The 13,412-nt window shown below is 66.0% G+C and carries 15 protein-coding genes; 10 read left to right on the forward strand and 5 right to left on the reverse strand.

Going from position 1 to position 13,412, the window contains the following annotated elements; genetic code table 11:
• Complete coding sequence (locus tag DSC_RS01050) at positions 1–771, reverse strand: uroporphyrinogen-III synthase (RefSeq protein ID WP_014159252.1); 771 nt, start codon at positions 769–771, stop codon at positions 1–3.
• Positions 772–788: 17 nt separating this feature from the next.
• Between DSC_RS01050 and DSC_RS01055 the strand changes: the two genes are divergently transcribed.
• From DSC_RS01055 to DSC_RS01100, 10 genes are all read left to right on the forward strand, one after another.
• Entirely contained in the window at positions 789–1,247 is a 459-nt protein-coding gene (locus DSC_RS01055; RefSeq protein ID WP_014159253.1) for a YiiD C-terminal domain-containing protein, read from the forward strand.
• 31 nt (positions 1,248–1,278) lie between these two features.
• Positions 1,279–1,707, forward strand: coding sequence for a hypothetical protein (locus DSC_RS01060; RefSeq protein WP_238527658.1), 429 nt, complete (start codon positions 1,279–1,281; stop codon positions 1,705–1,707).
• 65 nt (positions 1,708–1,772) lie between these two features.
• Positions 1,773–2,207, forward strand: coding sequence for a rhodanese-like domain-containing protein (locus DSC_RS01065; protein WP_014159255.1), 435 nt, complete (start codon positions 1,773–1,775; stop codon positions 2,205–2,207).
• A gap of 114 nt (positions 2,208–2,321) precedes the next feature.
• Positions 2,322–2,840 carry a protein-export chaperone SecB gene (secB, locus tag DSC_RS01070; RefSeq protein WP_014159256.1) on the forward strand — a complete coding sequence of 173 codons (519 nt, stop codon included), beginning with the start codon at positions 2,322–2,324 and terminating at the stop codon, positions 2,838–2,840.
• Between the two features lie 55 nt (positions 2,841–2,895).
• Entirely contained in the window at positions 2,896–3,927 is a 1,032-nt protein-coding gene (locus tag DSC_RS01075) for an NAD(P)H-dependent glycerol-3-phosphate dehydrogenase (protein ID WP_043290284.1), read from the forward strand.
• Positions 3,928–4,471: 544 nt separating this feature from the next.
• On the forward strand, positions 4,472–5,140 hold the full coding sequence (locus DSC_RS01080) for an N-6 DNA methylase (RefSeq protein WP_043290286.1): 669 nt from the start codon (positions 4,472–4,474) through the stop codon (positions 5,138–5,140).
• Positions 5,137–5,325, forward strand: a complete 189-nt coding sequence (locus DSC_RS01085) for a hypothetical protein (RefSeq protein ID WP_014159259.1) — start codon at positions 5,137–5,139, stop codon at positions 5,323–5,325. The genes DSC_RS01080 and DSC_RS01085 overlap by 4 nt, the downstream gene beginning before the upstream one ends.
• Before the next feature lie 31 nt (positions 5,326–5,356).
• A complete protein-coding gene (locus DSC_RS01090; RefSeq protein ID WP_014159260.1) occupies positions 5,357–6,169 on the forward strand; it encodes a KilA-N domain-containing protein in 813 nt (270 codons plus the stop codon).
• Positions 6,166–7,794, forward strand: a complete 1,629-nt coding sequence (locus tag DSC_RS01095; protein WP_202944899.1) for an Eco57I restriction-modification methylase domain-containing protein — start codon at positions 6,166–6,168, stop codon at positions 7,792–7,794. The genes DSC_RS01090 and DSC_RS01095 overlap by 4 nt, the downstream gene beginning before the upstream one ends.
• A complete protein-coding gene (locus DSC_RS01100) occupies positions 7,787–10,327 on the forward strand; it encodes a GIY-YIG nuclease family protein (protein WP_014159262.1) in 2,541 nt (846 codons plus the stop codon). The genes DSC_RS01095 and DSC_RS01100 overlap by 8 nt, the downstream gene beginning before the upstream one ends.
• A 187-nt stretch (positions 10,328–10,514) precedes the next feature.
• Here the strand turns inward: DSC_RS01100 and cls are convergent, their stop codons facing one another.
• From cls to DSC_RS01120, 4 genes are all read right to left on the reverse strand, one after another.
• Complete coding sequence (cls, locus tag DSC_RS01105; protein ID WP_014159263.1) at positions 10,515–11,936, reverse strand: cardiolipin synthase; 1,422 nt, start codon at positions 11,934–11,936, stop codon at positions 10,515–10,517.
• Between the two features lie 396 nt (positions 11,937–12,332).
• The gene (rpmG, locus tag DSC_RS01110; protein WP_122231031.1) at positions 12,333–12,500 is read right to left on the reverse strand and encodes a 50S ribosomal protein L33; all 168 of its coding nucleotides are present in this window, start codon (positions 12,498–12,500) and stop codon (positions 12,333–12,335) included.
• A gap of 9 nt (positions 12,501–12,509) precedes the next feature.
• The gene (gene rpmB, locus DSC_RS01115; RefSeq protein ID WP_014159265.1) at positions 12,510–12,746 is read right to left on the reverse strand and encodes a 50S ribosomal protein L28; all 237 of its coding nucleotides are present in this window, start codon (positions 12,744–12,746) and stop codon (positions 12,510–12,512) included.
• A 323-nt stretch (positions 12,747–13,069) separates the two neighbouring features.
• Complete coding sequence (locus tag DSC_RS01120; protein WP_148268067.1) at positions 13,070–13,309, reverse strand: hypothetical protein; 240 nt, start codon at positions 13,307–13,309, stop codon at positions 13,070–13,072.
• Between the last annotated feature and the right edge of the window lie 103 nt (positions 13,310–13,412).

Raw genomic sequence — 13,412 nt, forward strand, 5'->3', positions numbered from 1 at the left:
CTAACGGAACCCGGGTGAGAACAAGGCCTTGGCCGCGCTCAGCAACTGCGCCGGGCGCGGGCCCTGCGCCTGCACGACCCGGCCGAAGCCGGCATCGGTGGCCGCCTCCATCAGCCGCGCGCTGGCCGCGACGGCCGGATGAATGAGCAAGGTCCGCTGCGCATCGGCCGCAAGCTGCTGCAGCACCTGACGCAAGGCGCCGGCACTGGTCAGTGCCACCCACGCCGGTGCCTCCAGCTCCCGCAGCCGCTGCAGCCCGGTGGCGGACACCGGCAAGGGCTGGCGCAGGTAGATCTGGGCCAGGTGCAGCCGGGCGCCGCGCGCCTGCAGCGCCGGTGCCAGCAGGCCGCGGCCATCGGGCGCGGTCACCAGGCCGACACTGCGCCGGGCAAGATCGGACAGCGCGGGCAGGGCGAGCAGGCCTTCGCTGTCCATGCGCGTCGGCGCGATCGCCGCCTCGATGCCATGCCGACCCAGCGCCTGGCGCGTCCCGCTGCCGGTGGCGATCCACGCCTGGTGCGCGCGCATGGCCAGCGGCTGCATGGCTGCGGCAAAGCGCACCGCCGCCGGGCTGGTGAACAGCACCACGTCGGCCTGCAGGGCCTGGCGCAACTGGTCGCGCGCGTCAGCGTCGTCGCGCGCGACCAGCTTCCATGGCGAAAGTGCGATCAGGCCGGCGCCGCAGCGCGCCGCGGCCTGGCGCAGCGCCGCGTGCGTGCCCTGCGGCCGCAGCGAGATGACGTACCATGCGCGCGCTCGATCCGGACCCATGAATACAAGACTACGCGATGGATCTCGACGACCTGCTGGTGCCGCTGCGCGCGACCTGCGCCTCCATGCCGCCCCTGGTGGCCATGCAGCTGGAGCTGCGCCATTTCGACGGGCAGTGCCTGTACGTGTACGCGCCGCTGGCGGCCAACGTCAACGACAAGGGCAGCGCCTTCGGTGGCAGCCTGAGCGGACTGATGACCATCGCCGGCTGGGCCCTGGCCACGCTGAAGCTGCAGCAGGCGGGCCTGGAGGCCGACGTGTACGTGGCCACCAGCAGCGTGCGCTACCGCGCGCCGCTGCTGGACGACCTGCATGCGCAGGCCTGGCTGGAACCGGACGCGGACTGGGCCGATTTCATCGATACCTTCGGTCGCCTCGGCAAGGCGCGCGTGCCGCTGCTGGCGCAGGTGCTGCTGCCTGAAGGCGGGGTGGCCGCCGAGCTGTCCGGGCGCTATGTGGCGCTGGCCAAGGGTTAGCATGCCCGGCACAGGCAAGGGGACGATCACCGTGGCACGACTTTTCTGGATGACCCTGGCGGTGCTGCTGCTGGCCAGCAGCGCGCTGCCTGCGCAGGCAGCCACCAGCCGGGCCAAGCAGCGCAAGCTGGCCGACACCCAGATGCTGTTCTCCAAGGCCATGCGCTGGGGCGATTTCGAACAGGCCTGGGGCGTGGTCGATCCGAAAGTGCGCGAGCAACGCCCGCTGAGCGCGCTGGAACTGTCGCGCTACCAGCAGGTGCAGGTCAGCGGCTACAGCGAGATCGGCAGCCTGGGCGGAGCCGATGGCGTGGTGGTGCGGCTGATGGAGATGCGCGTGGTCAACCGCAACACCATGGCCGAACGCACCCTGCGCGTCCGCGAGCGCTGGCGCTGGGATGACGCGGCCGGCCAATGGTGGCTGCTGGACGGCCTGCCCGACCCCTGGCAGGGCCAGTAAGCCCGTCCTGGCCGCGCTGTGCGACAATCGCCGGCCTTTTCACGCCCACCGATGCCTCTTCTGCCGTGAACTTCGAACAACTCAAGGCGTTCGCCGCCGACAACGCCATGCTGTCGCTGGCCCTGGTGGGCCTGACCATCGCGCTCATCGTGACCGAGGTGATGCGCCTGTTCCGCGGCTACACCGGCCTGCGCCCGGCCCAGCTGACCGCGCTGGTCAACACCGAGAACGCCCTGGTGCTGGATCTTTCGGCCACCGGCGAGTTCGAAAAGGGCCATATCCCCGGCAGCAAGAACCTGCCCGGCAAGTTCGATCCCAGGCACAAGCTGCTGGCCGGTGCGACCGAGCGCCCGGTGGTGCTGGTGTGCCGCAGCGGCCAGACTGCGCCGGCTGCCGCGGCGCAGCTGAAGAAGGCCGGCTTCACCAGGGTCCACGTGCTCGAAGGCGGGGTGGCCGCCTGGCAGGCGGCCGACCTGCCGCTGGCCAAGGGCCGCGCCTGAGCGCTGAACAGGGGCGCCGCCCGCGCCGCCCCTGAACCGGGCCGGACGCGTCGCCACCCCATGCGATAATCCCGGGTTTTCCACCCATCACTGCACGATTTTGCGGAGTACATGATGTCCGACCAGACCACCAATGGCGCCACCCAGGCCGCCGACCAGGCCACCGGCCCGAACTTCACCGTCGAGAAGATCTACGTCAAGGACGTGTCCTTCGAGGTGCCCGGCGCCCCGGCGATCTACTCGGAGAACATCGCGCCCGAGCTCAACCTCAACCTCAACCAGCGCGTCCAGCGCCTGGCCGAGAATGCCTTCGAGGTGGTGCTGGGGGTGACCCTGACCTGCAAGGCCGGCGACAAGACCGCCTACGTGGCCGAAGTGCAGCAGGCCGGGGTGTTCGGCCTGGCCGGTTTCGATGCGCAGACCATCGACGCGCTGCTGGGCACCCAGTGCCCGAGCATCCTGTTCCCGTACGTGCGCCAGCTGCTGAGCGAGCTGATCCAGGCCGGCGGCTTCCCGCCGTTCTTCCTGCAGCCGATCAACTTCGACGGCCTGTACGCCGAGACCCTGCGCCAGCGTTCGCAGCAGGGCCAGGTGGGCACTATCGAGAACGATCCGCCGGTCGGCAACGTCTGATCTTGCCGCGGTCTGTGCTTAAGCTTGGCCCCCTGCGCCATGCCAGGGGGATGCAATGAAACCTTTGAAAGTCGCGGTGCTCGGTGCCGGTTCCTGGGGAACCGCGCTGGCCGCCCTGATCGCCCGCCACGGCCACCAGGCCGTGCTGTGGGGACGCGATCCAGCGGTGGCCCGGGCCATCGATGCCGGCCACGAGAATCCGCGCTACCTGCCCGGGATCGCGCTCCCGGTGAACCTGCACGCCACCACCGACCTGGCCGCGGCCATGGCCGATGCCGACCAGGTGCTGGTGGTGGTGCCCTCGCACGCCTTCACCGAAACCCTGCACCTGCTGGCCCCGCTGCTGCCGGCCGGCGTGGGCGTGAGCTGGGCGACCAAGGGCTTCGAGCCGGGCACGGGCCGATTCCTGCATGAAGTGGCCGAGGACGTGCTGGGCAGCGGCGTGTCGCTGGCCGTGGTCACCGGCCCATCCTTCGCCAGGGAGGTTGCCCAGGGCCTGCCGACCGCGGTGACCATCCATGGTGCAGACGAGGCTTTCTGCCAGCAGGTGGCCGACGTCCTGCACGGCCCCACCTTCCGCGCCTACACCGGCAACGACATGGTCGGCGCCGAGCTGGGCGGGGCGATGAAGAACGTGCTGGCCGTGGCCACCGGCGTGTCCGACGGCATGGGCCTGGGCCTCAATGCCCGCGCCGGCCTGATCACCCGCGGCCTCAACGAGATGCTGCGCCTGGCCGCGGCGATCGGCGCGCGCCCGGAAACACTGATGGGCCTGGCCGGCCTGGGCGACCTGGTCCTGACCTGCACCGGTGACCTCTCGCGCAACCGCCGCCTGGGCCTGGCCCTGGGCCGCGGCCAGGCCATCGCCGAGGCGGTCAGGGAAATCGGCCAGGTGGTCGAGTCGGTGCAGACCGCCGACGAGGTCATGCGCCAGGCGCGCAGGCACCGGATCGACCTGTCGATCACCGAGGCGGTGGGCGATGTCCTGCACGGCGACATCACCCCGCGCGAGGCCCTGGAGCGACTGCTGGCCCGCGAGCAGAAGCCGGAATATCCGCAAACCCTGTTCAAGGATGCAGCTGGCTGAGCGCCACTGCCGCCCGGGAGGCCTTGCGCAAGACCTGCGCGCGGCCCCTGGCAAGGCAAGCCTCCCTGCTGGTTGGCACCAAGCTGCAGCTTCCCTTCTCCCCCGGGGGACGGCGCCCCGAAGGGGCGGATATCGAAGCCGCATCCCTGCGGCTGAGGCCCGGCCGAAGCCTCGCGCCGCCCAGGATTCAGGTGGGCTGCGCCCGGACCGCCCCTAGGAGTCTGTCGGGCTTTGGCGGTCGAGGCGAAAATTCGTCTGCGCGAGGACAGATTTTCGCCGATTCGCCGCCCCATAGTGGTTCTATGGGGCAAGAAGCGACGGAAATATGGACCGCACAGCCGGATTTGCAGCCCGGCCGGCCAAAGTCCGACAGGCTCCTAGGTCGAGAGCCGCGACTTCGAGCGCTCCCGGAGGCAGGGGGATGCCAGCGGCTGCAAGTTCGTACGGATCAGGAACCGCCTTGCCCGTACGCAGCGGTGCCCGATTTCAGTGGCCGCGGGTACACAATGGCAGGTCACACGCCACGGTCGAGCACGCACGCTCCATGAACCTCGTAAAGTCCAAGCAGCGCGTCGCCGATCATGGCGAAGTCTTTACGCCACCATGGATGGTTGAGGCCATGCTCGATCTGGTGAAGGGCGAAACCGAGCGGATCGACTCCCGCTTTCTGGAGCCGGCGTGCGGGAGCGGCAATTTTCTCGTGCGCATCCTCCAACGCAAGCTGGCCGCCGTGGAACTCAAGTACGGCAAGTCCGACTTCGAGCGACGGCACTACGCGTTGCTTGCGCTGATGTGCATCTACGGCATCGAGCTGCTGGCGGACAACATCGCCGAGTGCCGGGCGAACATGCTGGAAATCCTTACCGTCTACCTGAACGGCGATGCGTCGGACGATCTCCATCGCGCCGCGAGCCATGTGCTGTCGCAAAATCTCGTGCACGGCGATGCGCTGACGATGCGCACCCATGACGGCCAGCCGATCACCTTTGCCGAGTGGGGTTACCTGGGCAAAGGCAGGTTCCAGCGCCGCGACTTTCGTTTGGACGTGCTCACCGGTTCCTCGGCTTTCAGCGCGGAGGATTCGCTCTTTGCCCACATGGGCAAGCACGAGATCTTCACCCCGGTTAAGACCTGGCCGCCGATGACCGTGGGCGATCTGGCTGCCGGATTTGTGCCAGAGGCACCAGCACAATCGCCCAAGGAGCAGGCATGACGACCGTGGCGGCTTCCGTGCCCGTGCTGCGCTGGGCGGCGCAACGCGCGCGCCTGCACGGCTTGTCGACCTTGCCATCCGTCGGCAGTGCCAGCTTGCAGGAAGCGCCCGAGGTGGTGGCGCAATGCCTGCGCAAGCCCGCCACGTTCTTTGAGGCGGCGCGTGAACTGGAGACACACGCGTGAGTGCGCTGACTGATTTCGAGGGAGATTGAGCATGGCCAGGATCGACGTAAAAGGCACCTCCATCACGGTCTATTCCGAGGGCGATAAGGATTTCATTTCCCTCACGGATATGCTCAAGGCCAAGGACGGGGACTTCTTCATTTCCGACTGGCTGCGCAACCGTAATACCGTGGAATTCATAGGCATCTGGGAGCAAGTTCATAACCCGGATTTTAATTATGGCGGATTCGCCGCAATTAAAACGCAGGCGGGGCTCAACAACTACAAGCTCAGCGTCAAGGAATGGGTGGCCCAGACCAATGCCATCGGCCTGGTGGCCAAGGCCGGTCGCTACGGCGGCACCTATGCCCACAAAGACATCGCCTTCGAGTTCGGCATGTGGATCAGCGCCGAATTCAAGATTTACCTCATCAAGGAATTCCAGCGCCTGAAGGAGACGGAATACCAGCAACTGGGCTGGGACATCCGCCGCAACCTGACCAAAATCAATTACCGCATCCACACCGACGCCATCAAGGCCAACCTGATTCCACCGCAACTGACGCCGCAGCAAATCAACCTCATCTACGCCAGCGAGGCAGACCTGCTGAACATGGCGCTGTTCGGCAAAACGGCGAAACAGTGGCGCGATGAAAGCCCCGGCAACAAGGGCAACATCCGCGACGAGGCCAATGCCGCGCAACTGGTGTGTCTCGCCAATCTGGAAACGCTGAACGCCCATTTCATCCACCGGGGGCTGGCGCAGGCCGAACGGCTGAAACTGCTGAACCAGACCGCCATCCAGCAAATGAAACTCCTGCTGGCGGATGCGGGCGCGCGGCGACTGGAAGGGAAGCGGCCATGAGCGGGATGGCGGAAGCCTTGACCCAGCAGGTCGGTTTCACCCTGCGCGGGCGCAACCCGGACGTGCTGACGTGCATCGCCAACCTCTCCAACGACGAGGTGTTCACGCCCCCCGAGTTCGCCAACCGGATGCTGGACACGCTGGCCGAGGCGTGGGCAGCCAGCCACGACGGGGCGAATCTGTGGGCCGACAAGACGGTGAAGTTCCTGGACCCGTGCACCAAGTCGGGCGTGTTCCTGCGCGAGATCACCCGCCGCCTCACCCAGGGGCTGGCGGACGAAATGCCGGACCTCCAGGCGCGCGTCGATCACATTCTGACCCGGCAGGTGTTCGGCATCGGCATCACCAGGCTCACCAGCCTGCTCGCGCGGCGCAGCCTGTATTGCTCGAAGCACGCTAACGGCGAGCATTCCATTGCGAGGGGTTTTGCCAGCGACGATGGCAATATCTGGTTCGAGCGCATCGAGCACACGTGGGCGAACGGCAAGTGCACCTACTGCGGCGCGAGTCAGCAGACCATGGACCGTGGCGAAGGGCTCGAAACCCACGCCTATGCGTTCATCCACACCGATGACATCAAGACTCGGGTCGCCGAGTTGTTTGGAGGCGATATGCAGTTCGACGTAATCATTGGCAACCCGCCGTACCAGTTGGACGATGGTGGCTATGGCACGAGCGCGGCGCCGATCTACCAGTTGTTCGTGGAGAAGGCGCTCGACCTCGATCCGCGCTACGCGGTCTTCGTGACGCCGTCGCGCTGGATGGCCGGTGGCAAGGGACTCGACAAGTATCGGGAGCGGATGCTCTCCGACAAGCGCCTGCGCCGCATCGTGGATTACCCGAAGCTCTACGAGGGCTTTCCGGGCGTCAAGATTCGTGGCGGCATCTCCTACTTTTTGTGGGATCGTGACCACAACGGGCCGTGCGCGGTGCAGACGATCTGGGATGGTCAGCCGACGGGGCCAGCGGTGGCGCGCCACCTTGATGCCTACGACATCCTCGTGCGACGCAATGAGGCGGTGCCGATTCTGGAGAAGGTCAGGGCCAAAGGTGAGCCCACGCTTGATGCTCGCGTGTCCAGCCAGAAGCCGTTTGGCCTCCGCACGTTCTTCCATGGCAAGCCAGACTCCAAGCGTCTCAAGAACCCCGTGAAGCTCTTTGGATCCCAGAAGATCAGCTGGGTCGAGCGTTCTGAAATTCCGTCAAATGCCCCATGGATCGACATGTGGAAAGTTCTGATGACTCGCGTCCAGGGCACCAGCGCCGCAATCGAAACTAAGTTCCTCAGCAAGCCGATCATCGCTGAACCCGGCACAGCTTGTACCGAAAGCTATGTCGTCGCGGGCGTCTTCGACACTGAAATCGAGGCGATGAACTACGCGATCTACCTGCGTACTCGATTCGCCCGCTTCCTAGTTTCGCTTCGCAAGTCCACCCAAGACGCGCCGAAAACTGTTTATGCCTTCATTCCCGATCTACCGCTAGATCAAGAGTGGACCGACGCCAAGCTCTACAAGCGGTACGGTTTGACCGGGGAGGAGATCGCTTTCATCGAGGCGCAGGTCGCAGAGCACGACAGCGAACTGTTCGATGTGGCCGTTGCAGACGATGGTGACGATGAATAAGCCCACCATCGAGGAAATCCTCGCGCCCAAACCGGAATTCCGGCCCCGCCTTTACGCTTACTCGATTGCCGACGCGACGCACGCGGGTCTGGTCAAGGTGGGCCAGACCACGCGCGAGGTAAAGCAGCGCCTGGCCGAGCAGCTCAGGACCGCCGCGATCAAGAATTATCGAATCGAACTCGACGAGTCGGCCGAGCGCGACGATGGCAGCATTTTCAGCGACTTTGAGGTGCGCGCGGCGCTGGTCCGGAAGGGCTTCGAGAAGGTGGAGCTGGAATGGATGCGTTGCGCGGTCGCGGACGTGCGCACCGTACTCGCCGAACTGCGCACCGGCCAACGGTTCAGTGGCACGCACCACGAGACCTTCGGCATGCGCCGCGAGCAGGCCGATGCCGTGGACAAGACCTTCGACTATTACCGCTCGATCCGGGCGGAGAACCCGGACACCGTGCCGCGCTTCCTGTGGAACGCGAAGATGCGTTTCGGCAAGACCTTCACCGCGTACCAGTTGGCGAAGAAGCTCGGCGCCCGGCGCGTGCTGGTGCTGACCTTCAAGCCCGCGGTCGAGGATGCGTGGCAGACCGACCTTGAAAACCACGTGGACTTCGACGGCTGGCAGTACCTCTCGCGCGCATCCGGCAGCGACCCGACGCAGATCGACCGCATGCAGCCGGTCGTCTATTTCGGCTCGTTTCAGGACCTGCTCGGCCGCGACGCGGCGGGGAATATCAAGGCGAAGAACGAGTGGCTGCACACGGTCAATTGGGACCTTGTGGTCTTCGATGAGTATCACTTCGGCGCCTGGCGCGACACCGCCAAGGAGCTGTTCGAGGGCGAGGACGAAGCGGTCGCCAAGAAGGAGGCCGGAATCGAATACGGCGAGGGGCTGGAAGACATGAACGAAGACCTCACGGTGCTCTCGGAGAAGGAAACCGAATTCCTGCCCATCACCACGCGGGCGTATCTGTATCTCTCGGGCACGCCGTTCAAGGCGCTGGCCACGGGCGAGTTCATCGAGGAGCAGATTTTCAACTGGACCTATACCGATGAGCAGCGGGCCAAGGAAGCCTTCGCCGCGGCGCATCCGGGTGAGCGCAACCCCTACGGCGCGCTGCCGCAGATGCGGCTGCTGACCTACCAGATGCCGGACGAGCTGGTCGCGGTGGCGAGCGCGGGCGAGTTCGACGAGTTCGATCTGAACGAATTCTTCGCCGCCACCGGCACCGGCGCGGGCGCTCGGTTCATGCACAAGAGCGACGTGCAGAAGTGGCTGGACATCATTCGCGGCGGCCATGCGCCCAGGGCGGTAGAACATCTGAAAACCGGCACGCGGCCGCCGTTCCCGTACTCGGACGTGCGCCTGCTGCCGTATCTCCAGCACGCATTCTGGTTTCTGCCCAATGTGGCGGCCTGCCATGCGATGGCGAATTTGCTGGCGGAAAGGCACAACACGTTCTGGCACGACTACACGGTGATCGCCGCCGCAGGCGCCGCGGCGGGTATCGGGCTCGCCGCCTTGTCGCCGGTGCGCCGCGCAATCGGCAGCGGCTTCGAAACCAAGACCATCACACTGTCGTGCGGCAAGCTCACCACCGGCGTCACCGTGCCGCAGTGGTCGTCCATTCTGATGTTGCGCAATCTCAAGTCGCCGGAAACCTACTTTCAGGCGGCGTTCCGCGTGCAGTCGCCGTGGTCGATCAGGAATCCGAACGGCGACGATCCGAACGAGGAGGAAGTCCTCAAGCCCATCTGTTTCGTGTTCGACTTCGCGCCGACGCGCGCCCTGCGGCAACTCTCGGAATACGGCATCGGCCTCTCACCCGGCGAGCCGAACCCGGAGCACGCGGTCAGGGACCTGGTGTCGTTCCTGCCGGTGCTGGCCTACGACGGCGCCAACATGACGCAGATCGACGCCGGCGGCATTCTCGACATTGCGATGGCGGGCACGTCGGCCACGCTGCTGGCGCGCAAGTGGGAAAGCGCGCTGCTGGTGAACGTGGACAACGACACGCTGCGCCGCATCATGGACAACCCCGATGCCATGGCCGCGGTGGAGCGTATCGAAGGCTGGCGGGCGCTGGGCGACAACATCATCGAGACCATCATCAACAAGAGCGAGAAGGTCAAGGCGCTGAAAAACAAGGCCAAGGACAAGGAACTGTCCGCGAAGGAGAAGAAGGAACTCTCCGACGAGGAAAAGGAATACAAATCCAAGCGCAAGCTGGTGCAGGAGAAGCTGATCAAGTTCGCCACGCGCATCCCGGCGTTCATGTACCTGACCGACTTTCGCGAAAACACACTGCGCGACGTGATCACCAAGCTGGAACCGGACCTGTTTCTGGCCGTCACCGGCCTGACCGTGCAGGACTTCCACCTGCTGGTCAGCCTCAAGGTGTTCAACACCGAACAGATGAACCAGGCCGTTTTCGCCTTCCGTCGCTATGAAGATGCGTCGCTTCGTTACACCGGCATCGAGAGTCACTCGGGGCTGGCGCACTACGGGCTGTACGACACCGTGGTGGCGAAGGATTGAAGGCCGTCGGGAGATCCCGGCCGCGCCTGGGGCGACCCACGTCGTCAGCGATGCTGCCCGCGGCCCTCCTCAGCGCCTTAGGGCCGTATTCGGATTCGCCGGGTTCGCCCTCAGGCGAACGCTTGTGCGGAGCGAAACTCATGACCGGCCTTGATCTTCAAGAAAACGACAGCGAACAGCAAGCCGGTCAGATGAACGAATCGGCCAGCCGTGCGATGCCTTCGCGGCTGCGCTTCCAGGCCGGCCGCCGGTTCCACGCCTCCAGGGTCAGCACGTCGCTGTGGGCCAGGTAGTCGGCCTCGATCTGGCGCATGCGCGCCACCACGCCCTGGTCGTAGCAGAGCATGCCGATTTCGGCATTGAGCGCGAACGAGCGGATGTCCAGGTTCATCGAGCCGACCAGGGCCATGTGGTCGTCCACGCTCAGGTGCTTGGCGTGGAGGAAATGCGGCCGGTAGTGGGCGATCTTGACCCCGGACTGCAGCAGCTCGCTGTAGTAGGACTCCTGTGCCCAGGTGGTGAGCTGCTGGTTGTTGCTGGCCGAGAGGATCAGCTGGGTGTCCACGCCCGACAGCGCGGCAATGCGCAGCGCGCTCAGGGTGCCGTCGTCGGGGACGAAGTACGGCGTGGTCAGCACCAGCTTCTTCTGCGCCAGGTGGATCAGCGCGCAGACCACGTCGCGCGCGTTGGAGAACGGATACGCCGGCCCGCTGGGCAGCAGCTGCGCGGCCACGTTGGCATCGCGCACCGGGGTGGTGGCGATCACCTCAAGTCGCTGCCCGGTTTCCAGATACCAGTCGCTGGCGAACACCGCTTCCAGGTGGGACACGGCCGGGCCTTCCACGCGCGCGACCAGCTCGCGGTTGGGGTAGCCGCGCACGAACCCGCCCGGATCGGCCAGGTTCTGCGAACCCACGTAGCCGGCGCGGTTGTCGATCACCGCGATCTTGCGATGGTTGCGCAGGTCGATGCGGCCGCTGCGGCGCCAGCGCAGGCCGCCGGGCAGCAGTTTCTGCACCTGCACGCCGCCAGCGCGCAGGCGCCTGGCATAGGCTCCGATGCCACGCTTTGCGCCAACCGCATCGAGCATCAGCCGGCATTCCACGCCGCGCGCCGCGGCCTGCAGCAGCGCCTGGCACACCATGTCGCCGACGCGGTCATCCAGCATCAGGTAGTACAGCAGGTGCACGCGCTCGCGCGCGCCGGCGATGTCTTCCAGCAGCGCGCGCAGCGATTGCTCGTAGTCATCCAGCAATGCCACGGCGTTGCCGTGGGTGGGCATGAAGTCGCCCAGCCGTTCGACCAGCGGCACCATCTCGGTATCGGTGCCGTCGCCCTGCGGTTGCCAGCGCAGTTCGCCCAGGGGTTTTTGTTGCTCGCGGATCAGCTGCGAGGCCTCGGCCTGGCGGCGCACGCGTTCGCGCGAGAGCCACGGATGGCCGAACAGCAGGTACAGCGGCAGCCCGGCCAGCGGCACGAAGAACACCAGCAGCAGCCAGCTGCGCGCGGCGGCCGGGGTGGTGCGCGAAGGGATCCATGCCAAGGCCGCCAGGCGGATCACCCAGTCCAGGATCAGCAGCCAGCTGCCGATGGAAGGCGGCTCGGTCATCCAGGGTTCGGTGATCGGGTCATGTTCCGATTCTGCCGGTCAGGCGACGGCGGCGATAGCCATGAGCGGCGGTCACGCAAGGCCCGGCTGCGGCGGAGCAGGCCTGGTCAGGCCTGATGGGTGTCTGTCGGGAGAATGGGAGACGCGCCATGCGCGCAGTTGAATGCGAGCGGTGGTTGGCCGTTGGCCTGTGGCGAACGGAGCCAAGAACAAGAAAAAGCCCGCCGGGAGGCGGGCTTTTTCTCAAAGGCGCTGGACCCCCGCCTGCGCGGGGGTAACGCACCCAAGGCGCTGGACCCCCGCCTGCGCGGGGGTAACGCATCCAAGGCGCTGGACCCCCGCCTTCGCGGGGGTAACGCAATGGCAAAGGCGGGCGCGGGCGCCCGCGCCATTGCGTTACTTGATCTTGCCTTCCTTGTAGACCACGTGCTTGCGCACGACCGGGTCGTACTTGCTCATTTCCATCTTGCCCGGGGTGTTCTTCTTGTTCTTGTCGGTCGTGTAGAAGTGACCGGTGCCTGCCGAAGAAATCAGGCGGATCTTGTCGCGCTTGCCTGCCATGATCGATCTCCTTTAGATCTTTTCGCCGCGCGCGCGCAGCTCAGCCAGAACGGAGTCGATGCCGTTCTTGTCGATGGTGCGCAGGGAGTGCGCGGAAACCTTCAGCTTGACCCAGCGGTTCTCGCTGGCGACCCAGAAGCGGCGCTCGTGCAGGTTGGGCAGGAAACGACGGCGGGTCTTGTTGTTGGCATGGGAGACGTTGTTACCCGTCATCACTCGCTTGCCGGACACTTGGCATACGCGGGACATCTGTGCACCTCGATGAGTTGAAAGTCCGGCCAGCAATGGCCAGGCTCCTGCGGAAAGGGATCCGCAGATCTATGTCGCCCATAGCCTGGGAGACGGCGGCCCCGGCCGGTGCCGCCGAAGCGGATCAGGCCATGCGATACGGGAGAAGTTTCCACTGCAGGCGGTGCGGGAATCGCGCTCCCCGCCCCTGATCCGGCAACAACCGGACGCAGCGAGCCGCCGATTATGGAGGGCTTTCCCTGCCAGTGCAAGCACTTAGGGGATGGTTCGCCCGACCGACCGGTGGGCTCCGCGCGCTGCCATGATCGCCGCGGCGGCCTTTGCTAGCCGCGGACCGGCGGCTGTCGGTCAGGGCTGCAGGCCGAGGGCAAGTCGGCGCAGGCCTGCTGGGCGGCTCCGGGCGCCGGATCGATTGCTTCAACCGGCGCGCGGCGCGGGTCACTGGCGCTGATGCGGTCGCCGGCGGGTTCAGCCGCAGGCGATACCGGTCCGCCCGGGCCGCTGGCCGCGGTGCCGATCGCCAGGCCCAGCGAGAAGAACAGCGCGGAGGAAAGCAGTCGCATGACGCACATCCCAAGAGCCCCGGGAACCCAGCCTCGCGCCGCCGCCGTGCGCGATGCGTGATGGCCGGGATGAACAGGGTGCGTCGCAACAGTCCCCCGGCGC

Source organism: Pseudoxanthomonas spadix BD-a59, assembly GCF_000233915.3.
Lineage (GTDB): Bacteria > Pseudomonadota > Gammaproteobacteria > Xanthomonadales > Xanthomonadaceae > Pseudoxanthomonas_A > Pseudoxanthomonas_A spadix.